Source organism: Rhizobium sp. SG_E_25_P2, assembly GCF_029892285.1.
Lineage (GTDB): Bacteria > Pseudomonadota > Alphaproteobacteria > Rhizobiales > Rhizobiaceae > Rhizobium_E.
The window spans coordinates 409,158-429,175 of sequence record NZ_JARXVM010000001.1 but is presented as its reverse complement, the minus strand read 5'-3'; the positions used below and the strand labels follow the sequence as shown (position 1 = coordinate 429,175).

Genomic DNA, 20,018 nt, shown 5'->3' with positions numbered 1-20,018 from the left:
GGAGAGCAAAATCATCCTGGCGCTACCTAGATCCCTATTAGGAAAGCGAAATTCGCGCCGCGTCAAGACCTTGCTGGCGACGGATCACGTCGCCTTCAAGGCTCACGCAAGGCATGAGGATGTCAGGCGGCGAGATCGGCGACCACGGCGTCGAGAACCAGCATGCCTGATTGCGTGCAGCGCAGCCGCGAATTGCCCAGCCGTTCGATCAGTCCATGCTGGATGAGGAAGTCTTCCCGATCTGGATCGAGGCCGCGTCCGGCGAGTTCGCTCCAGCGCGCCAGATCGAGCCCTTCGCGCAGCCTCAAGCCCATCAGCAGCATTTCGTCGGCCTGCTCGTCGCGCTCCAGGCTTTCCTGCTCGACCATGCCCTGGCCCTTGGCCGCGACAGCGGCGAGCCAGGTTTCCGGATGCCGCTCGGTGGCGGTGGCGTATTTATGCCCTTGACGGCTGAGACGCCCATGCGCCCCTGGTCCGATGCCGGCATAATCGCCATAGCGCCAATAGGTAAGGTTGTGGCGGCTCTCTGCGCCCGGCTTCGCGTGGTTGGACACTTCATAGGCAGGCATGCCTGCCGCTTCCGTCACCTCCTGGGTGATCTCGTAAAGCCGCGCCGCAGTGTCGGTATCGGGCAGGGATATCTTGCCGTTCTGGTGCAGGCCGAAGAACGGCGTGCCCTCCTCAATCGTGAGCTGGTAGAGCGACAGATGATCGACCGCATAGCCGATCGCCTCGTTGAGTTCGCGGATCCACGCCTCTTCGCTCTGGCCGGGCCGGGCATAGATCAGGTCGAAGCTCATGCGCGGAAAGATCTCCCGCGCTAGCCGCACCGCCTTCAGCGCATCCTCGACATTGTGCAGCCGTCCGAGGAATTTGAGGTCGCGGTCGTTCAGCGCCTGCACGCCGAGCGACACCCGGTTGACGCCGGCGGCGCGATACCCCCTGAAGCGCTCGGCCTCGACGCTGGAGGGATTCGCCTCCATGGTGATTTCGATGCCGTCAGGCATGTGCCAGAGCCGGGAAATCCCGGTCAACAGGGCGTCGATTGTCTCGGGTCTCATCAGCGACGGCGTGCCGCCGCCGACGAAGACCGATGTCACCGTCCGCGGGCCGCTGATGTCACGCATCACCGACATTTCCTTGAGGAAGGCCACGACGAAGGCGTCCTGGTCGACCTGCTGGTGGCGAACATGGCTGTTGAAATCGCAATAGGGACACTTGGCCGCGCAGAAAGGCCAATGCAGATAAACGCCGAAACCCGGTTCGCCCGTATCCGGAAGCAGGGCGGCGTTCACGTCCATCTCAGAGCGTCAGCCCCGTTTCCACCAGCAGCTTGAAGGCGCGGGCGCGATGCGACAGCGCCTCTGCGTCGCCAGGCCGCCAACCATGCTTTTCCTCGGCGGTCATTTCGCCGAAGGTCGTTTCATAGCCGTCGGGCTTGAAGATCGGGTCATAGCCGAAGCCGGCGGTTCCGCGCGGGGGCCAGACGATCTCGCCCTCGACTTCGCCGCGGAAGGTCTCGGTATGGCCGTCCGGCCAGGCGAGGCAGAGAACGCTGACGAAGCGGCCCTTGCGCTGGTCGGGCGCGACGGCGCCTTTGTCTTCCAGTGCGCGCTCGACCTTCTCCATCGCCCAGGCGAAATCGCGGCTGCCATCCTCGCGCTCGGCCCAATTGGCCGTATAAACGCCCGGCGCGCCGCCGAGCGCGTCGATGGCGAGACCAGAATCATCCGAGAGCGCCGGAAGCCCCGACGCCATGGCCGAGGCCAGCGCCTTGATACGGGCGTTCTCTTCATAGGTCGTACCAGTCTCGTCGGGCTCGGCGAGGTTCAATTCCTTGGCGGATTTGGCGGTGAAGCCCATGGGGCCGATGAGATCGTTGATCTCGGCGATCTTGCCGGCATTGTGGCTGGCGACGATGATAGTCTTGCTGTCGAGCTTGCGCATGATTGCCTCTGGTTCAGACGCCCCAGATGCGGGGCTCGGCGAATTCCAGCGAATTGCCCGCCGGATCGCGAAAATAGATGGAGCGGCCGCCATTCGGCCAGGCGACGCGGGATTCGATCGCCACGCCCGCCGCAGTCAGTTTCCGTTCCCAAGCGTCGATCTCCGCACCGCTCGCGGCGAAACAGAGATGGCCTTCGCCTCTCGCGCCATGCGGCGGCACGGGCAGTTGATCGGGCGTGGGCGCAGTGACGGTTTCCTCGGGGTTGAACACCAAGAGCACCCCGTCTCCCGCCCGGAAGAACACATGCCGCGCGCCGCCGCGCGAAATGAGGTCGAGCCCGAGAATGTCGCGATAAAAGGCTTCGGCCGCATCGAGATCGGCGGCATAGACGGCGGTTTCGAGCACGCGGCCGGCCTTCATCGCGAATCTCCTCAGACGATTGCCTGTTTCTGCAGCGTCACCAGTTCGGCAATGCCGTTCTTCGCGAGACCCATCAGCGTCAAAAGCTCTTCCTCGCTGAACGGAGCGCCTTCGGCGGTGCCCTGGATCTCGACGAAGCCGCCCTTTCCGGTCATCACGAAATTGGCGTCGGTCTCGGCCGAGGAGTCTTCGAGATAATCGAGGTCGATAACCGGCTGGTTGGCGAAGATGCCGCAGGAAATCGCCGCGACATGGTCCTTCAGGACCTTCTCGACCTTCAGCATGTTGCGGTTTTCCATCCACTTCAGGCAATCATGCAGCGCAATCCAGCCGCCGGTGATGGAAGCTGTGCGGGTTCCGCCATCGGCCTGGATGACGTCGCAGTCCACGGTGATCTGGCGCTCGCCGAGAGCCTGCAGGTCCACGACCGCGCGCAGCGAACGGCCGATCAGCCGCTGGATCTCCTGGGTGCGTCCGCCCTGCTTGCCGGACGTGGCCTCGCGGCGCATGCGATCGCCCGTCGAGCGCGGCAGCATGCCGTATTCCGCCGTCACCCAGCCCTTGCCGGTGTTGCGCAGCCATGCCGGCGGCTTTTCCTCGACGCTCGCCGTGCACAGCACATGCGTGTCGCCGAATTTGACCAGACAGGAGCCTTCGGCGTGCTTGGAAAAGCCGCGTTCGAACGTCACCTTGCGCATTTGATCGGTTTTCCGTCCGGATGGCCGCATCGTCATAACTCCTGCTGTGCTTGTCTTGAGCCGTATTAAGGGCGCTAGGGTGGATTTGCAAAGGAAAAGGGATGTTTTTTCTTTTGCGCAGCGCCTTCAAATCCTTATATTTCTCCTAGGCGCGGCCTGTGCCGGCCATGGTGGAATGCCTCATCGACAGGGAATGCTAGATGAAAATGCTCGACGATCGGTCTGGCGAAATCTTCCGGCGCATTGTCGAAAGCTATCTCGGCACGGGCGAGCCGCTGGGGTCGCGGTCGCTTTCTCGTCTTTTGCCGATGTCGCTGTCGCCGGCCTCCATCCGCAATGTGATGAGTGACCTCGAAGAACTCGGTCTGATTTACGCGCCGCATATATCGGCGGGGCGGCTGCCCACGCAACAAGGCCTTCGTTTTTTCGTCGACGCCTTCATGCAGATCGGCGCGTTGTCGGAGGAGGAGCGCCGGCAGATCGACCGGCAGATTAGTCCCGACGACAGGGACACGCCGGTCGAAAACGCGCTTCATGGCGCAAGCCAGTTGTTGTCGTCAGCCTCGCGTGGCGCTGGCCTCGTCATCACCGCAAAGAACGACGCGCAGGTCAAACATGTCGAATTCATCCGGCTGTCGCCGGAAAAGGCGCTGGCGGTGCTGGTCGGGGATCGCGACGAGGTCGAAAACCGCATCATCTCCTTGCCGGCGGGCATTACATCCTCGCAGCTCGTGGCCGCCGCCAATTTTCTCAACGCCCATATGTCGGGGCTGACGCTGACGGAAGCGGGCGACCGCATCCAGAAGCTGAAAGAGACGATCCGCACCGAACTCGACCAGCTCTCCCGCGATCTGGTCGAGCGGGGCCTCGCGACCTGGTCTGGCGCCGTTGATGACGATGGACCGGCGCGCCTGATCGTGCGCGGGCGCTCCAATCTCCTCGAAGGCGTCGATGGCGCGGAAGATCTGGACCGCCTGCGCATGTTGTTCGATGATCTCGAACGGAAGGAATCGCTGAGCGACATCCTCAACCTCGCCGAAGGCGGCCAGGGCGTCCGCATCTATATCGGGTCCGAAAATCGGCTGTTCTCGCTGTCCGGCTCGTCGCTGGTCGTTGCGCCCTATCGCAACAGCGAGGACCGGATCATCGGCGCGGTCGGCGTCATCGGCCCCACACGGCTCAATTATTCGAAGATTGTGCCCATGGTCGACTACACCGCGCAATTGATGTCGAAACTTGCCGGCAAGACTGTGTAGGGCCGCCGCTCAGGCGGTGAATCTTGCCGCTATGCCTTGATTTTTTCGCCCCGAACCTCGATATCCCCGATCAAATCAGCTCACCATGATGCATTCACTTATGCGGAGACCGTAATGACCGACGAGACCAAGACCGCGCCGCAGACGGACGCCGAAGCCGCCGCCGCCGCTCATGAAAACGCCGAAACGGCCCAGCCCGCCGCCGAACCCGATCCGGTCGAGCTCCTGAGGGCCGAAAACAGCGACCTCAAGGACAGATATCTGCGCCTCGCCGCCGAGATGGACAATCTGCGCCGCCGCACCGAGCGCGACGTGAAGGACGCCAAAACCTATTCGGCTGCGTCCTTCGCACGCGATATGCTGGGAGTATCCGACAATCTCCGCCGTGCGCTCGACGCCATTCCGGCCGAGGCGCGGGCAGGCGGCGACGCCGGCTTCATGGCGCTGGTCGAGGGCGTGGAAATGACCGAGCGCTCCATGCTGTCTGCGCTCGAACGCCATGGCGTCAAGAAGATCGAACCGACCGGCCAGAAATTCGACCCCAATTTCCATCAGGCGATGTTCGAAGTCCCCAATCCGGAGATCCCGGCCAACACCGTCATCCAGGTGGTGCAGGACGGCTATGTCATTGGCGACCGCGTCCTGCGCCCCGCCATGGTCGGCGTCTCCAAGGGCGGCCCCAAGGCCGACGCCGCGCCGACTTCAGAACAGACGGCCTGATAGCCTGGGATTCAGGCGATCACCGAGGCGGCGAAGCCATTCGCCGCCTTGATTGCGTCCTGCGGCGAAAGCTTCACTTGAAGCCCGCGCTGGCCGCCATTCATATAGACGAGGCGATGGGCGAGCGCCTGCTCCTCGAACACGGTCGGAACCTGCTTCTTCTGGCCGAACGGCGAGATGCCGCCGACCACATAGCCCGTCGTCTTCTCCGCCTGCGCCGGCTTCATCATGTTGGCGGATTTGCCCTTGAAGGCGCTGGCGAGCTTTTTCATGCTCACTTCCTCGTCCGACGGCAGCACCACGCAAACCGGCTTGCCGTCCACTTCCGCCATCAGCGTCTTCAGCACGATCGATGGCGCCGCGCCGATCGCCTCAGCCGCCTGCAGCCCGATGCGATCGGCGTCGGGATCATAGTCATAGATCACCGTCTCGAAGGCGACGCCGGCCTTGGCGAGCGAAAGCGTGGCGCGCGTGGACTTCGACATCGGTCAGCCCCCGAAGACGCCTGCATACAGGTCGGGCTTGAACCCCGCCGTCACGCTCCCGTCCCTGTCGAGAATCGGCCGCTTGATCATTGAAGGTTGCGCCGCCATCAGCCGGATGGCCTTGTCGCGGTCGAGATCCGTCCGATCTTCCTCCGGCAATTTCTTGAACGTGGTTCCCGCGCGGTTCAGCACCGTCTCCCAGCCCAGCGCGTCGACCCAGGCTGCGATGGCCTCGGGAGCGGGCGGCTCTTTCTTGTAATCGTGGAAGCGGTAGTCCACGCCATGGCCGTCGAGCCAGGCGAAGGCTTTCTTCATCGTGTCGCAGTTTTTGATTCCGTAAATCGTTGCGTTCATGTGGCTTGCATCCCTTTTTGTTGGTTTTATCCAGCCGACGGCTCGCCCGCAACCGGCCCGTGGCGGGCGAAAACCGACAAACGCCACGGATTTAAAACGAATTTTAAGGCTGCCCGTGTAGCTCTGGACAAAGAGTGAGTTCGTCGCCGGGAATGTCATGGAAACCTTCGATAGTTTTGCCCTGACCCTGCCGATCATGGCGCTGACCGTGTCTGCGGTTTTCATGGTGCTGTGGCGGTTCGGGCTGAAGGCGGCCTTGTTCTGGGGCCTTGGCTTCGGCTGTTCCGGCTTGGGTTTCCTTACCAGTCTGCCGCTGGCGTCGGATGAAGTCATGGCGATGGCGGGCGACATGCTGTTCGTCTTCGGATTTCTCTCCTATGGCCAGGCTCTGCTCACCCATTTCGGCGCGACCTATGCCCTCCGCTATCGCCTTTTGTTGATCGGGCTGTATTTCGCCGTTGATGTCTATCTTGTTTTTGGTCTGGCTGACCTCCGCTCGGAATTGCTGCTCAACGATCTCGTCGCCGCGCTCCTGCTCGGTCTGCCGCTGACGGCGGTGGTCCAGCAGGCTTTTACGCCGGCGGACCGGCTGGTCGTCGCCGCGGCTTCGCTGGTGGTCATCGAAACGCTGGGCCGGGTGATCGCCATCAACTATCTTGTCGGCGACAATGACGACCTCGCAGCCTTCGGCGAGTCGGTTTACGCCGTGGTCATTCAGATCACCGGCGGCTGTTTCGGCGTGTTGCTCGCCGCCGCCGCCTTTGGCTCGATGGTCATGCGGGTGATGCTGAATTATCGCCGCGCCGCCGAGATCGACCCGTTGACCGGTCTCTATAACCGGCGCGGTCTCGACCAGGCGTTGAGACCCGCACAAGGTCGCGAAGCCTGGTCCGGCGTGATCGTGGTGACCGATATCGATCATTTCAAGCAGGTCAACGACCGCTTCGGCCATGCCGCCGGCGACCGGGTGATCGCGGCGTTCGCGCTGGAGATCAGGACGTCGATTCCGGCCGGCGCGGTCGCCGCACGCTTGGGCGGCGAAGAATTCGTCATCTGCATTCCTAATGCGGGACTCGCCGAAGCCGGCGTGCTGGCGCATGGCATTCGCCTGCGTTTCGCCGGTCGCGATTGGCGCCAGTTCGGCATCGACCGCCAGATTACCGCCAGCTTCGGCGTCGCCAAGATGCAAGCGGAGAACGACAACCTCCAGGCTGCCCTCGATCGCGCCGACCAGTGCCTCTACGAGGCCAAGGGGGCGGGCCGCAACATGGTGGTGGTGGAAGGCGGCGTCTTCGAAACCGGCGAGGCCATGATCGCGGATCTCCAGGCGGCGCTGACGGCGCTCAAGTCCGCCGGGGGGTGAACGGGGCCTGAATGCGGCGAAGCGCTCACTGCTCGTGGCCGCGCCGCACCCCGAAACGTTGCCGGTAAAGCGTTGGCGTCAGGCTGGTCAGCCGTTGAAACACCCGCCGGAAGGCCGTCGCGTCAGAATAGCCGACATCCCAGGAGATCTGTTCGACGGAGCGATTGGTCGTTTCTAGGGCGTCGCGCGCTTTCATTACCCGGATCTGCTGGAGATATTCCGTTGGGCGCAGCCCCGTCGCTTTTGTAAAGCGGCGCAGGAAGGTGCGTTCGGCCAGGCCCGCTCGGCGCGCCAGTTCGGAAATATCATGCGCTTCCGACGCCTGCGCTTGAATGTGGTGCTGGACGCCAAGGATGGCGGCGTCGCCGTGATCGAATTTGGGAATGAACGCCTTGTAGAGGTCCTGGTCGCGGCGGGGCGGATCCACGAGAAGAAAGCGCGCCGTCGCCAGCATCGTCCCGACGCCCATCAGCTTTTCGACCAGCGTTAGGCCGAGATCCGTCCATGCCAGGATTCCACCTGCGGTCATGACGTCGCCGTCGTCGATCACCATCTGCTCGGCGGCCAGATCCACCTTCGGAAAGCGCGCCGCCAATTCGTCGCTGAACGCCCAATGGGTCGTCACCCGCCGGCCATCGACCAGACCTGTCTCCGCGAGAACGAAGGCGCCGGCGCAAATCGAACACGCTGTGGCGCCTTTGGCGTGCATGTCCACGATCCAGCTTGCCGCCGCCGGCATCGGCTGCATCTGCGCGGGCATGACGATGCTTGGCGGAGCAATGATATAGCCGAGCCGATGCGGCTGTTCCGGCTGGCTATCCCAAACGCAGACCACGTCGTCAGCCTCGACCTGCCAATGCGAGACCCGAATGGCTTTCACTTGCCCGGATTGCTGCGGCGCCCATTGGCTGGCGATGCGGAAGAGATCTGTCAGCCCATAGACAGCTGACAACTGGCAGTCGGGATAGATCAGCAATCCGACTTCCGACACCCAATTCACCGGCCTCATCATCTTGTCACTTTCTGCATGATTAATGTCAGTTGCGCCACCTGCGGTGAAAGCACGAATGGCCTACATCTGTCCATGTCGAAACGACGACAGAGCGCAAACCGCCAGAGAAAGGAACGACCATGGCATCGATTGAACAGGGCTACAGCCCAATGGCCACCCGCCGCGGCCTGCTGATCACCGGCGGCGCAGCCGTGTCGCTCGCAGCCCTTAATATTCCCGTATTCGCCAACAGCCAAACCGCTTCCAAAAACCAAGGAGACACCGACATGACCAGCAGTTTCGTCACCACCAAGGACGGCGTTGACATCTTCTACAAGGATTGGGGTCCGAAAGACGCGCAGCCGATCGTCTTCCACCACGGCTGGCCGCTGTCCTCGGACGATTGGGACGCCCAGATGCTCTTTTTCCTGTCCAAGGGCTTCCGCGTCGTCGCCCATGATCGTCGCGGCCATGGCCGCTCTGCGCAGGTGGCCGATGGCCATGATATGGATCACTACGCCGCCGACGCCTTCGCCGTCGCAGAACATCTGGACCTGAAGAACGCCGTCCATATCGGCCACTCCACCGGCGGCGGCGAAGTGGCCCGCTATGTCGCCAAGCACGGCCAGCCCGCCGGCCGCGTCGCCAAGGCCGTTCTCGTCTCGGCCGTCCCGCCGCTGATGCTCAAGACGGCGTCCAATCCGGAAGGCCTGCCGATCGAGGTGTTTGATGGCTTCCGCGCCGCTCTGGCCGCCAATCGCGCCCAGTTCTTCCGCGACGTGCCGGCCGGTCCCTTCTACGGTTTCAACCGGGATGGCGCCCAGGTTCACGAAGGGGTCATCCAGAATTGGTGGCGCCAGGGCATGATGGGCGGCGCAAAAGCCCATTATGACGGCATCAAGGCCTTTTCCGAGACCGACCAGACGGAAGACCTGAAGGCCATCACCGTGCCGACGCTGGTGCTGCATGGCGAAGACGACCAGATCGTTCCGATCGCGGATTCGGCCCTGAAGTCTGCAAAGCTCCTGAAGAATGGTTCGCTGAAGACCTATCCGGGCTTTTCGCACGGCATGCTCACCGTCAATGCCGATGTGTTGAACGAAGACCTGCTGGCTTTCGTCCGGGCCTAAGGCTCAAAACGAACCGGCTGCGGCAATTGCTTGCCGCAGCCGGTTTTTCACGCTCATCAGAGAGCCGAAATCATTCCCATTCGATCGTGCCGGGCGGCTTGCTCGTCACGTCATAGACCACGCGGTTGATGCCGCGCACTTCGTTGATGATGCGGGTCGCAGCGCGGCCGAGGAAGTTCATGTCATAGTGGTAGAAATCCGCTGTCATGCCGTCGACAGACGTCACAGCGCGCAGCGCGCAGACGAATTCATAGGTGCGGCCGTCGCCCATCACGCCGACAGTCTGCACCGGCAGCAGCACGGCAAACGCCTGCCAGATCTTGTCGTAGAGGCCGGCCTTGCGGATTTCGTCGAGATAGACGGCGTCGGCTTCGCGCAGGATTTCGAGCTTTTCACGGCTGATGCCGCCCGGGCAGCGGATCGCAAGACCCGGACCGGGGAAGGGGTGGCGGCCGATGAAACTGTCGGGCAGGCCGAGTTCGCGGCCAAGCACGCGCACTTCGTCCTTGAACAGTTCGCGCAGGGGCTCGACAAGCTTCATGTTCATGCGGTCAGGCAGGCCGCCGACATTGTGGTGGCTCTTGATCGTCACCGACGGGCCGCCGGTGAAGGAAACGCTTTCGATGACGTCGGGATAGAGCGTGCCCTGGGCCAGGAAGTCGGCGCCGCCAAGCTTCTTGGCTTCTTCCTCGAACACTTCGATGAACAGCCGACCAATGGTCTTACGCTTGGTCTCCGGATCGCTTTCGCCTTCGAGCGCTGAGATGAAGCGGTCGGAGGCGTCGACATGGATCAAATGCAGATTGTAATGCTCGCGGAACATGGCGACGACATCGCGCGCCTCGTTCTTGCGCATCAGGCCGTGATCGACGAGCACGCAGGTCAGCTGGTCGCCGATCGCTTCATGGATGAGAAGCGCCGCCACAGACGAGTCAACGCCACCCGAAAGCGCGCAGAGCACGCGGCCATCGCCCACCTGTTCGCGGATCGTCTCGACGGCGCGCTGGCGATAGGCCGACATCGACCAGTCGCCTGTGACGCCCGCGATCTTGTGCACGAAGTTGGACAGCAGCTTGGCGCCATCAGGCGTATGCACCACTTCCGGATGGAACATGGTGGTGTAATATTTCTTCGCTTCGTTGACGCAGATCGCAAACGGCGCGTTTTCGGATGTGCCGATGATCTCAAAGCCTTCGGGGGCCACGGTGACGCGGTCGCCATGGCTCATCCAGACGGGATATTTCTGTCCGACCTCCCAGAAGCCTTCGAACAGCGGGCTGGATTTGAGGATCTCGACATCGGCGCGGCCGAATTCGCGGGCATGGCCGCCTTCCACTTTACCGCCGAGCTGGGTGCAGAGCGTTTGCTGGCCATAGCAGATGGCCAGGATCGGCAAGCCGCTGTCGATCACCGCCTGCGGCGCGCGCGGGCTGCCCTCGTCGAGCACCGAAGCCGGGCCGCCCGAGAAGATGATCGCCTTCGGGCGAAGGCGGTGAAAGCCTTCTTCGGCGGATTGGAAAGGGACGATCTCGCAATAGACGCCCGCCTCGCGGACGCGCCGGCCGATGAGCTGCGTCACCTGGCTGCCGAAATCGATGATGAGAATGGTGTCGGAAGGAGCTTGCTGGGTCATGGCGAGCCTTTAAAGAATCTCTCGGGATCGCGCAAGCGGTTGCGCCGCCGCGTCGCTCAAAAAACCAGGCGTCCGTCGGCGATTGCCGCTTCCAGCGTCTTGACGGCGTGGGCGAGCTTTTCGTCGATCACATGCAGATATTCGGTCCAGTCGCTGACATGGCGAACCTCCTCCTTGCCGTCGGAGATGCCGCGCAGGCCGATCAGCGGAATGCCGAAGCTCATGCAGGCGCGCAGGATCGCGAAAGTTTCCATCTCCACCATGTCGGCGTCGATTGTCTCATAGGCCGCGCCGGAGACGACATTGGCCCCGGTCGACAACCGCGCGTCCGGCAGGCCGGGAATGCGCAAGGGCAGGGGGATCGTCGCCGGCAGGTCGAGGAAGGGCGTGCGGCCTTTCTCGAAGCCGAAGGCGGAGGCGTCCATGTCGCGATAGGACACGGAGGAAACCTGATAGACTTCGGTCTGTTCCAGCGTCGCCGAGCCTGCCGAGCCGAGAGATACGACGAGATCGGGCTTGCGCCCATCCAGCGTCAGTTCGGTCAGCGCGCGCGTCAGCTGAACGGCGGCTTCAACAGGCCCCACGCCGGTCATCACGGGTGTAAAAAGCGCTTTCAGCGCCGGGCCATATTCCGCCTCCGCCGCCATCACATAGAGAATGGATTTGCCGTGCGCCTGTTTCAGCCTGTCTGTCATCCGCGAATATCCTCCCGGCCGCGTAGGGCCATCTTGGTCCCGGTCATCGAGGCGATCAGTTTGGCGGGTCCGTCGCCCAGCGCATAAGCGCGGCCGTCAGCGACGATGATGTTGGAGCCCGGCTTGGTGATCTCGCCGCGAAACAGAAAACGCGGCGCCTTGCCGGGCGACATCAGATTGACCTTGAATTCGATCGTCAGGATCGAGGTCTCAGGCTCGATCATCGTATAGGCCGCATAGGTGCAGGCAGAATCAAGCGCGGCCGATATCACGCCCGCATGCAGGAAACCGTGCTGCTGGGTGAGCTCTGGCCGGTAGGACAGTTCGATTTCCACCGAGCCATGCTCGATGCGGGTGAGCTCCGCCCCGATCAGCGCCATCGCGCCTTGGGAGGCGAAGGAAGCCTCGATTCTCTCCCGGAAATCCGTCGGTTCTGTCATGATGAGCCCTTTCGCGGTTGCGAAACTGCCATCACTTCCCCCAAGACACAAGCGGCCCCAGGAGCATGGAAAGGCTTTTCCTGAAGCAAGATAGGCTTTGCGAGCCAGCATGCGGCATATATGCAGGGCGCGAACTCAAGGAGACCCGAACCATGCTCGCCACCGCGCAAAATGTCCTGCCGGTCTTCATCCTGATCTTTGCCGGCTGGCTGACCGTGGCGACCGGCTATCTCAGGGCTGAAGCCGGCGATGCGTTGTCGAATTTCGTCTTCAAGGTGGCCGTGCCCGTGCTGCTGTTCCGCACCATCGCCGAGGCGGATTTCCACGGCGCCTTTCCGGTGCGGCTCTGGATCGCCTATTTTTCGGCCGTCGCGATTGTCTGGGCCATCGCTTACGCGCTGGCCATCACGGTCTTTGCGGTCAATCATCGCATGGCCACGGTGGTGGGCGTATCCTCCGCCTTCGCAAACACCGTGTTCGTCGGCCTGCCGCTGATCGATCGCATTGTCGGGCCGGAAGGCTTGGTTGCGCTGTCAATTCTCATCGCCATCCATCTGCCGGTGATGATGATCGCCTCGTCGCTTCTGATCGAGCAGGCGGAGCAGCGCGACACGGGCAAGCCGAAAAGTGGCTGGATCGGCCTGCTGACCTCTCTCTGGCGCAATCTCGCGCGCAATCCCCTGGTGTTCGGCATTATCGGCGGCGGTCTCTGGCATCTCCTCGGCGTCAGACTGGAGGGCGTGCCGGCAACCGTGATCCAGCAGATTTCCCAGATCGCCGGACCGGCGGCGCTTCTTGCGCTCGGCATGGCCATGCGCCGCTACGGTTTTGCGGGGCAATTGCCCTTGTCGTTGACCGCCACATTGCTGAAACTTGTCGCCATGCCGGCGCTGGTGCTGCTGTTTGCAACCCTGCTCGGGCTGAGCGACGAATGGCGGCGCGCGCTGGTGCTGGTCGCCGCCGTTCCCACCGGCGTCAATGCCTGGCTGATCGCCTCGCAGTTTCGCACCGGCGAACCCTTGGCGGCGTCCACCATCACGCTGACCACCGGTTTCGGCGTGGTCAGCGTCACATTCTGGGCTTTTCTGCTGGCGTGACGCCCCGGGGCCGTCAAGCGGCGTTGGAGGTCTGTTCCTGGTTGAGGCAGGCATGCAGGGCCTGCGCCGTGTCGGAGGATCTCAGACGCGCCACGAGATCCTGGTCGCGCAGCACGCGGGCAATGCGCGACAGAGCCTTCAGATGATCCGCGCCAGCGCCTTCCGGCGCCAGCAGCATGAAGACCAGATCAACCGGCTGGTCATCGAGCGCCTCGAAATCGACAGGCGTCTCCAGCCGGGCGAAAACGCCGGTGATCTTGTCGATCGATTTCAGCTTGCCATGCGGAATGGCGATGCCTGCGCCGACGCCCGTGGAGCCGAGCTTTTCCCTCTGCAGCACCACGTCGAAGATTTCCCGCTCGGAAATGCCGGTGAGAGTGGAGGCGCATGTCGCAAGCTCCATGAGGAGCTGCTTCTTGGACTGTACGCGCAAGCCCGGAAGAATTGCTTCCGGGTGCAGGATATCCGCCAAAGCCATAAACACTGTCCTTTTCCGGCTTGGTATCGGCGGGTCGGCCTCGGCCGACCCGCGTGGTCTCTATCGCGGGATCAACCCTTGATACTGGCAGAATCAATCCAGCCAATATTGCCATCGTTGCGGCGATATACAATGTTTAACTCTTCCGATCCCGGTTTGCGGAACATCACAACGGGTTCATCGGTCATATCAAGCGCCATCACGGCGTTGGCCACCGACATGGTCGACAGCTTCTTGGTGGTTTCCGCCACGATCACCGGGGCGAAATCTTCCGACACTTCCTGTTCGTCGTCATCGTCCTCGAACGGGGCGTCGATCACCGAATAGGCCACTTCCATATGCAGCCGCGAGTCGCCGCCGATGTGGTGGTCGCGCAGCCGGCGCTTGTAGCGGCGCAGGCGCTTCTCGACTTTTTCCAGCGCCGAATCGAAGGCGAGTTGCGGGTCGTTGGCGTCGCCGGCGGCATGCAGGTCCGCGCCTGAATCGAGGTGGACACGGCAGTCGGCGTTGAAACGGGATCCGGTCTTGGTCACAGTCACCTGACTGGAAAAGCCTCCGTCAAAATACTTGGTCACGCCGTCGTTGATCGCCCCCGTGATACGGGTGCGGAACGCATCGCCAATATCCATTTGCTTGCCGGTCACACGCACACTCATGGTGTTTTCCCTTCCTGCACTTTCGTTTCCGAAGTCCGCATGGTCACGACCTTTCCGGGAGGGACCTCTGTTCCCGTGAGGCCTTCGCCGTTGCTAGAACCGGTGGCTCCGCGCCATGTGGGCGGGCGGGCGCCTGTTCTGCTTCGGCAAACCATTCGGGTCAGTCTATTCCAAGCCGGTCCGCCATCCAAGCTTTTCTCGCGGCGTGCTTAAGGAGTTTCGAACGCGCGTTTTTGCTCCGATTGGGCGCGGGCTCTAACGCTCGCTTGTGGTGAAGTCAAGCGGCGCTGCGTCGGCAGGCTGTGTATAGGCGATAAATCATACAAATAGAGATTGTCGGCGTCTGCTGGAAAATCAGCTGTCTTCAGGCTGGGACGGCTTTGGCCATCGCTCTCTTCTCCCGTCTGCGTTGCACCGAGGAGGGCAGGTTCATGGCTTCGCGATATTTCGCCACGGTCCTGCGGGCGATTTCGATGCCGGCGCCGGCCAAGGCCTCGACGATGTCGTCATCCGAGAGGATCTTGTCGGCGGTTTCCTCCAGAATCATCGCCTTGATCCGGTGGCGCACCGACTCTGCCGAGTGAGCGTCGCCGCCCTCGTTGGAGCCGAGCGAGACGGTGAAGAAGTATTTGAGTTCGAACAGGCCGCGCGGGGTCAGCATATATTTGTTCGACGTGACTCGGCTGACCGTCGATTCATGCATCTTGATCGCTTCCGCCACTGTTTTCAGGTTCAATGGCCTGAGATGAGCGATGCCCTGGGCGAAAAACGCGTCCTGCTGCCTCACAATTTCGGTTGAGACCTTCATGATGGTCTTGGCGCGCTGGTCGAGGCTGCGCGTCAGCCAGTTGGCGTTCTGCAGGCATTCGTTGAGAAAGGCGTGGTCGGCCGATTGCCGGGCCACGGAGCCCACGACCTTTTCGTAATAGGTTTGGTTGACCAGCACGCGCGGCAGCGTGTCGGGATTGATCTCCACGGTCCATCCGCCATCGGGCGCCGCTTTCACGATCACGTCGGGAATGATCGATTCCGATGGCGCGCTTTCAAAGCTGCTGCCCGGCTTTGGATCGAGCGCGCGGATTTCCGCCAGCATGTCGAGCAGGTCTTCCTCGTCGACGCCGCAGATCTTCTTGAGCGAGGAAAAGTCGCGCCGGGCGAGAAGCTCGAGATTGGCCAGCAGCGCCTGCATGGCGGGATCGAGCCGGTTCTTGAGCCGGAGCTGGATCGCCAGGCATTCCGCGAGCGAACGGGCATAGACGCCCGGAGGATCGAGCTCCTGAAGTTTCGCCAGAACAGCCGCCACATCTTCCGGCCGCGCCTTGAGCCGTTCCGCCAGTTCGCTGGCCTCAAGGCCGATATAGCCGTTTTCGTCCAGCATGTCGGTCAGGTGCCGGGCGATCAGCCGTTCGGTGGCCGTCGTGATCGTAAAGGGGATCTGGCGCTCGAGATGATCCTTCAGCGTCACCTGTCCCGCGACGAAATCGTCGAGATCATAGGCTTCGCTGCTTTCGCCGGCGCCGCCGGGCATCGACTTCCATTGCTGCAGCAATTCCGGCGCATCGGCCTTGCGGGGGCCGGCATCGTCCTGGAAGACGTTTTCCACGCCGGTGTCCAGGGCCTCGGACAGTCTCTCCGCCCGGCTGGGCTGAAGCGGCGCGTCGTCGCTGCGGTCGCCGCGGTCAGGGGGCCTGCCGCCATCGGCTCCGTCAAAGCCTTGCGGCTCGAAATCGCCCTGGTCAGCGTTAGCCGGGGTCGCCAGCTCCAGCAGCGGGTTTTTTTCGACTTCCTGGGCGATGAAATTGTTCAGTTCCAGAAAATTCATTTGCAGAAGCTGGATGGACTGCATCAGCTGGGGTGTCATCACCAGCGATTGGGTCTGTCGCAACAGGAGGCTTGCAGACAAGGCCATGGCTTACGCTATACTCCCTGTTCGTCCCCGACCAAGCGGGACAGTGGCAGTTTGATGCAAACGATGACGAACTGGCCCAAAAATTGCTTAGAAATTCTTCCGGGTCAAGAGACGGAAGGCTCCAGACGCGAAATTATGCAAATTGTTCGCGACGGGCGGACACAGGCGCTGCCGCAGCCTGATTTTTCATCTCTCCGCTCAGAGGCTGAAATTGTCGCCGAGATACAATCGGCGCACATCCGGATTGCTGACGATTTCCGAGGCGCGGCCATGGGTCAGCACTTCGCCGGCATGGATGATATAGGCGCGGTCGATCAGCCCCAGCGTCTCGCGGACATTGTGGTCGGTAATCAGCACGCCGATGCCGCGGGCTGTCAGGTGTCGGACGAGATTCTGGATGTCGGCCACCGAAATCGGATCGACGCCCGCGAAAGGTTCGTCGAGCAGCATGAAGGACGGATCGGTCGCCAGTGCGCGAGCGATTTCCAGCCGCCGCCGCTCGCCGCCCGACAACGCCACCGCCGGCGACTCCCTGAGATGGGTGATGCCGAATTCTCCGAGCAGAGAGTTGAGCTTCTCCTCGCGGGCGGCCTTGTCCTTGGTGTGGATCTCGACCACCGCGCGCAGGTTCTGCTCCACGGTCAGGCCTCTGAAGATCGAGGCCTCCTGCGGCAGGTATCCCACGCCCAGCCGGGCGCGCTGATACATCGGCATCCAGGTGACGTCATTGCCGTCGATCTCGATGCGACCCTGGTCGACAGGCACCAGTCCGGTAATCATGTAGAAGCAGGTGGTCTTGCCGGCGCCGTTGGGGCCGAGCAGGCCCACGGCTTCGCCGCGGCGCACGACCATCGACACGCCATTGACGACGCGGCGGGCGCGATAGGCTTTGGTTATGCCGCGCACGATCAGCGTGCCGCGATAGCGTTCGCGCGCCGAGAGATCGTCCGGCTCGGCCTCGATGGCGACGGGCCGCGCCTTGGTGAGAAACGGGATTTTCAAAACGGCAACCGGATCAATTGGACTTGTTGGATTGCGTATCGATGAGGATCTTCACGCGGCCGCCGCAATTGCCCATGTTCGCTTGGCCGCTCTTCATCTGGACTGTGAGCTTGCAGCCGGTCAGCACATTGCCGCTGTCCACCAGCACCACCTGTTTCCCCGACAGCGTCAGCACTTCCGAACGCATGTCGAAATCGCCCTTGTCGCCGCGCGCGCTCTGCGTGCCCGAGACGATCGACACATTGCCGTCCACCTCGATGCGGTCGATATCGCCGCCGCCGGCCGCCAGTGAGCCGCCCTGGCCCTTGTAATGGACGATCATGTGGTTCGCGGTCAGCGTCATCTCGCCCTGCACCACCTTGACATTGCCGTTAAACAGCGCCCGCTTTTCCTGCTCGCGCAGTTCGAGATTGTCGCTCTCGATCTGGATCGGTTTGTTGTTGGACAGCGCGAAGCCCTTTTTCTCAGCCGTTTGCGCGTAAGCGCCCGACGAGATCGCGGCCAGAACCGCCAGGAAGGACAGACTTGCAAGAGTGCGGGCCAATCTCATCGGATCATTGTCCTTGGTTTTCTTTGGAACGAAACGCGGCTGGATTGAGGGTCAGTCGGACATTACCCGAAAACCCGATCACCCGGCCTTTATCGGTTATATTCATGCTGTTCGCAACCAGGGTCGATTCCTTGGCGGTTACCGTCACCGGTTCCTTGGACGCGAGAATTCCGGCATGCACGTCGAGATGCGCTGACTTGAAGTTAGCCGTGATGCCTGAAGAAAGCGTCACCACGAAGGGCGCGGTCATGTCAAGACGGTCCGTGTCCCGGTCGAAGTTCGCCGCCGTCGCCGTCACCCGCGCGATCAGGTCGCTGCGGATCGGCACTGCCGCCTCGATTGTCTCGAGCGCGATATCGGAGGGATTGGCGATCGACTGCAAGGCGCGCGCCGCATTCATGAAATAACTGATGCCCTCGTCGTTGCGGCCCGAGATCGCAGGTTTCTCCATCACCACCCGGCCGTTTTCGATCCGCGCGCCGCCAATGGTGAGATTATCCGGGAAGATCGCCCGCACCCAGGACACCGCGATGAAGGCGAGTGAAATGGCCACCGCCAACGCCGGCAGCAGGATTTTCAGCCGCTTCACGCGTCCGGAATGCGACAGCGCCCGCCGATAGGCAAGCTGCGGGTCCGCAAACGGCGCGTCGAATGTGGAGCGAATCTTCATGAAATTCCTGAATGGGTCATATCAGCCTTATCACATAGGCGGCTGGCCTTAAAATTACAATCAAGCCTCCGGCAATGAAAAACTTTGATCAAAGCGGCTTAAATGGCCGCGTTGCGGTTTCCTTGCCGCGCCGGCGCATTTATGTCAGGACGACATCAATGATGGAGGAAGACTGATGGACGCGTCGCAGATCCTGGAAAGGCGGAGCCTCCGCCGCAAGCTTGGCCGCTGGCGCATCTTCGCTTTTCTGTTCCTGGCGCTCTTGCTGGGCTTTGCCTGGACTGTCTGGCAGGAAGAAGATGGCGCGGCTCCCACCGGTCGCGCCCATATCGCCCGTGTGTCGATCGGCGGCGTGATCACCGATGATCTTGAACTGATCGAACGATTGGACGCCATCGCCGAAAATGATGCGGTCAAGGGATTGATCGTCTCGCTGAATTCGCCCGGCGGCACAACCTATGGCGGCGAGGTCATCTACAAAGCCATCCGCCGCGTCGCCGCCAAGAAGCCTGTCGTTACCGATATTCGCACGCTCGCCGCCTCCGCCGCTTATATGATCGCGATCGCCGGCGACCATATCGTTGCGGGCGAGACCTCCCTGACCGGCTCGATCGGCGTGATTTTCCAGTACGGCCAGATCAAGCCGCTGCTCGACAAACTCGGCGTTTCGCTGGAGGAAATCAAGTCGGCGCCGCTCAAAGCCGAGCCGTCGCCCTTCCATGCCCCGCCGCCCGAATCGCTCGCGGCCATTCGCGGCACGGTGATGGACTCTTTCGATTGGTTCGCTACATTGGTGTCCGAACGGCGCAAGTTGAGCCGCGAGGAGACGCTGAAACTCGCCGACGGACGCATTTTCACCGGTCGCCAGGCGAAGCAGGCCAAGCTGGTCGACGCATTGGGCGGCGAAGCGGAGATTCGAGATTTCTTCGAGGCGAAGAAAGTCGCCGTCGATCTGCCGATCGTCGAATGGACCGCAAGGAAAGAAACGTCGTTGTTCGGCGTCGGGGCCATGGCGCGCCAACTGCTGGGCATGGTCGGTCTCGATTGGGCGCTTGAGCTCAAATCCTTCGGGAAGCTGAGCAATGACAAGATGTTGCTTGACGGTCTTGTATCGGTTTGGCAGTTTGATCAGAAATAATAGGGAAAATTCAAAGTCCGTCAGAGGGGGCGTCCGTGATCAAGTCCGAACTCGTGCAGATTGTCGCTGCGAAGAATCCGCACCTGTACCACCGCGATGTGGAAAACATCGTCAATGCGGTGCTTGACGAAATCACCGATGCGCTGGCCGGTGGCAATCGCGTCGAATTGCGCGGCTTTGGCGCATTCTCGGTCAAGAACCGTCCGTCGCGCTCGGGTCGCAATCCGCGGACTGGCGATGCTGTTTTCGTCGAGGAAAAATGGGTGCCGTTCTTCAAGACCGGCAAGGAGTTGCGCGAGCGCCTCAATCCCGACCTGGCCGACCAGGAAGACGACGACGATTGATCTTCATCGGCCTTCCCGCGCCCTGCGGCGCCGTCGCGGCT

The 20,018-nt window shown here is 62.0% G+C and carries 22 protein-coding genes and 1 pseudogene; 7 read left to right on the top strand and 16 right to left on the bottom strand.

Going from position 1 to position 20,018, the window contains the following annotated elements; genetic code table 11:
• Positions 1 to 122: 122 nt before the first annotated feature.
• Genes hemW through rph form a run of 4 tightly spaced genes read right to left on the bottom strand, consistent with a single transcriptional unit; the run spans position 123 to position 3,096 of the window.
• The gene (hemW, locus tag M2360_RS01965) at positions 123 to 1,295 is read right to left on the bottom strand and encodes a radical SAM family heme chaperone HemW (RefSeq protein WP_280772684.1); all 1,173 of its coding nucleotides are present in this window, start codon (positions 1,293 to 1,295) and stop codon (positions 123 to 125) included.
• 7 nt (positions 1,296 to 1,302) lie between these two features.
• Positions 1,303 to 1,947: an RdgB/HAM1 family non-canonical purine NTP pyrophosphatase gene (gene rdgB / locus M2360_RS01960; protein ID WP_280772683.1), complete on the bottom strand. Its 645-nt coding sequence runs from the start codon at positions 1,945 to 1,947 to the stop codon at positions 1,303 to 1,305.
• Positions 1,948 to 1,960: 13 nt separating this feature from the next.
• Complete coding sequence (locus M2360_RS01955) at positions 1,961 to 2,368, bottom strand: VOC family protein (protein WP_280772682.1); 408 nt, start codon at positions 2,366 to 2,368, stop codon at positions 1,961 to 1,963.
• A gap of 11 nt (positions 2,369 to 2,379) precedes the next feature.
• The gene (gene rph, locus M2360_RS01950; RefSeq protein ID WP_280772681.1) at positions 2,380 to 3,096 is read right to left on the bottom strand and encodes a ribonuclease PH; all 717 of its coding nucleotides are present in this window, start codon (positions 3,094 to 3,096) and stop codon (positions 2,380 to 2,382) included.
• A 170-nt stretch (positions 3,097 to 3,266) separates the two neighbouring features.
• Between rph and hrcA the strand changes: the two genes are divergently transcribed.
• Both hrcA and grpE read left to right on the top strand, forming a co-directional pair.
• A complete protein-coding gene (hrcA, locus tag M2360_RS01945; protein WP_280772680.1) occupies positions 3,267 to 4,322 on the top strand; it encodes a heat-inducible transcriptional repressor HrcA in 1,056 nt (351 codons plus the stop codon).
• 114 nt (positions 4,323 to 4,436) lie between these two features.
• Positions 4,437 to 5,042: a nucleotide exchange factor GrpE gene (gene grpE, locus M2360_RS01940; RefSeq protein WP_280772679.1), complete on the top strand. Its 606-nt coding sequence runs from the start codon at positions 4,437 to 4,439 to the stop codon at positions 5,040 to 5,042.
• Between the two features lie 11 nt (positions 5,043 to 5,053).
• Here grpE and ybaK read toward each other — a convergent pair whose 3' ends face one another.
• Together ybaK and M2360_RS01930 are read right to left on the bottom strand one after the other, a co-directional pair.
• Positions 5,054 to 5,527 carry a Cys-tRNA(Pro) deacylase gene (ybaK, locus tag M2360_RS01935; protein WP_280772678.1) on the bottom strand — a complete coding sequence of 158 codons (474 nt, stop codon included), beginning with the start codon at positions 5,525 to 5,527 and terminating at the stop codon, positions 5,054 to 5,056.
• A gap of 3 nt (positions 5,528 to 5,530) precedes the next feature.
• Positions 5,531 to 5,881: an arsenate reductase gene (locus M2360_RS01930; RefSeq protein ID WP_280773065.1), complete on the bottom strand. Its 351-nt coding sequence runs from the start codon at positions 5,879 to 5,881 to the stop codon at positions 5,531 to 5,533.
• A gap of 157 nt (positions 5,882 to 6,038) precedes the next feature.
• Between M2360_RS01930 and M2360_RS01925 the strand changes: the two genes are divergently transcribed.
• Positions 6,039 to 7,244 (top strand): GGDEF domain-containing protein, encoded by a 1,206-nt coding sequence (locus tag M2360_RS01925; RefSeq protein WP_280772677.1) that lies wholly within the window; start codon positions 6,039 to 6,041, stop codon positions 7,242 to 7,244.
• A 25-nt stretch (positions 7,245 to 7,269) separates the two neighbouring features.
• Here M2360_RS01925 and M2360_RS01920 read toward each other — a convergent pair whose 3' ends face one another.
• Positions 7,270 to 8,256 carry a GlxA family transcriptional regulator gene (locus M2360_RS01920; protein WP_280772676.1) on the bottom strand — a complete coding sequence of 329 codons (987 nt, stop codon included), beginning with the start codon at positions 8,254 to 8,256 and terminating at the stop codon, positions 7,270 to 7,272.
• Between the two features lie 266 nt (positions 8,257 to 8,522).
• Between M2360_RS01920 and M2360_RS01915 the strand changes: the two genes are divergently transcribed.
• Positions 8,523 to 9,365 carry an alpha/beta hydrolase gene (locus tag M2360_RS01915; protein WP_348529521.1) on the top strand — a complete coding sequence of 281 codons (843 nt, stop codon included), beginning with the start codon at positions 8,523 to 8,525 and terminating at the stop codon, positions 9,363 to 9,365.
• 70 nt (positions 9,366 to 9,435) lie between these two features.
• Here M2360_RS01915 and guaA read toward each other — a convergent pair whose 3' ends face one another.
• From guaA to M2360_RS01900, 3 genes are read right to left on the bottom strand one after another with little or no spacing between them, the layout of a single operon-like run.
• The gene (gene guaA / locus M2360_RS01910) at positions 9,436 to 10,998 is read right to left on the bottom strand and encodes a glutamine-hydrolyzing GMP synthase (protein WP_280772674.1); all 1,563 of its coding nucleotides are present in this window, start codon (positions 10,996 to 10,998) and stop codon (positions 9,436 to 9,438) included.
• A gap of 56 nt (positions 10,999 to 11,054) precedes the next feature.
• Positions 11,055 to 11,693 (bottom strand): 5'-methylthioadenosine/S-adenosylhomocysteine nucleosidase, encoded by a 639-nt coding sequence (locus tag M2360_RS01905; RefSeq protein WP_280772673.1) that lies wholly within the window; start codon positions 11,691 to 11,693, stop codon positions 11,055 to 11,057.
• Positions 11,690 to 12,133: a PaaI family thioesterase gene (locus M2360_RS01900; protein ID WP_280772672.1), complete on the bottom strand. Its 444-nt coding sequence runs from the start codon at positions 12,131 to 12,133 to the stop codon at positions 11,690 to 11,692. The genes M2360_RS01905 and M2360_RS01900 overlap by 4 nt, the downstream gene beginning before the upstream one ends.
• Positions 12,134 to 12,285: 152 nt before the next feature.
• Between M2360_RS01900 and M2360_RS01895 the strand changes: the two genes are divergently transcribed.
• Positions 12,286 to 13,230 (top strand): AEC family transporter, encoded by a 945-nt coding sequence (locus M2360_RS01895; protein WP_280772671.1) that lies wholly within the window; start codon positions 12,286 to 12,288, stop codon positions 13,228 to 13,230.
• Between the two features lie 13 nt (positions 13,231 to 13,243).
• On the opposite strand, the gene ptsN is transcribed toward M2360_RS01895, so the two are convergent.
• The 6 genes and pseudogenes from ptsN to lptC form a co-directional block, all read right to left on the bottom strand.
• On the bottom strand, positions 13,244 to 13,708 hold the full coding sequence (gene ptsN / locus M2360_RS01890) for a PTS IIA-like nitrogen regulatory protein PtsN (RefSeq protein ID WP_280772670.1): 465 nt from the start codon (positions 13,706 to 13,708) through the stop codon (positions 13,244 to 13,246).
• Positions 13,709 to 13,779: 71 nt separating this feature from the next.
• A complete protein-coding gene (gene raiA / locus M2360_RS01885; RefSeq protein ID WP_280772669.1) occupies positions 13,780 to 14,364 on the bottom strand; it encodes a ribosome-associated translation inhibitor RaiA in 585 nt (194 codons plus the stop codon).
• A gap of 364 nt (positions 14,365 to 14,728) precedes the next feature.
• The gene (rpoN, locus tag M2360_RS01880) at positions 14,729 to 16,273 is read right to left on the bottom strand and encodes an RNA polymerase factor sigma-54 (protein ID WP_280772668.1); all 1,545 of its coding nucleotides are present in this window, start codon (positions 16,271 to 16,273) and stop codon (positions 14,729 to 14,731) included.
• 198 nt (positions 16,274 to 16,471) lie between these two features.
• A pseudogene (lptB, locus tag M2360_RS01875) lies at positions 16,472 to 17,200 on the bottom strand (LPS export ABC transporter ATP-binding protein); the annotation flags it as partial.
• Positions 17,201 to 17,288: 88 nt separating this feature from the next.
• Positions 17,289 to 17,825 (bottom strand): LptA/OstA family protein, encoded by a 537-nt coding sequence (locus M2360_RS01870; RefSeq protein WP_280772667.1) that lies wholly within the window; start codon positions 17,823 to 17,825, stop codon positions 17,289 to 17,291.
• A 4-nt stretch (positions 17,826 to 17,829) separates the two neighbouring features.
• Positions 17,830 to 18,495, bottom strand: coding sequence for an LPS export ABC transporter periplasmic protein LptC (lptC, locus tag M2360_RS01865; protein ID WP_280772666.1), 666 nt, complete (start codon positions 18,493 to 18,495; stop codon positions 17,830 to 17,832).
• A gap of 175 nt (positions 18,496 to 18,670) precedes the next feature.
• Here lptC and sppA point away from each other — a divergent pair, with 175 nt between their 5' ends.
• Together sppA and M2360_RS01855 are read left to right on the top strand one after the other, a co-directional pair.
• Entirely contained in the window at positions 18,671 to 19,633 is a 963-nt protein-coding gene (gene sppA / locus M2360_RS01860) for a signal peptide peptidase SppA (RefSeq protein ID WP_280772665.1), read from the top strand.
• A 35-nt stretch (positions 19,634 to 19,668) separates the two neighbouring features.
• Positions 19,669 to 19,977: an integration host factor subunit beta gene (locus M2360_RS01855; protein WP_280772664.1), complete on the top strand. Its 309-nt coding sequence runs from the start codon at positions 19,669 to 19,671 to the stop codon at positions 19,975 to 19,977.
• Positions 19,978 to 20,018: the final 41 nt, after the last annotated feature.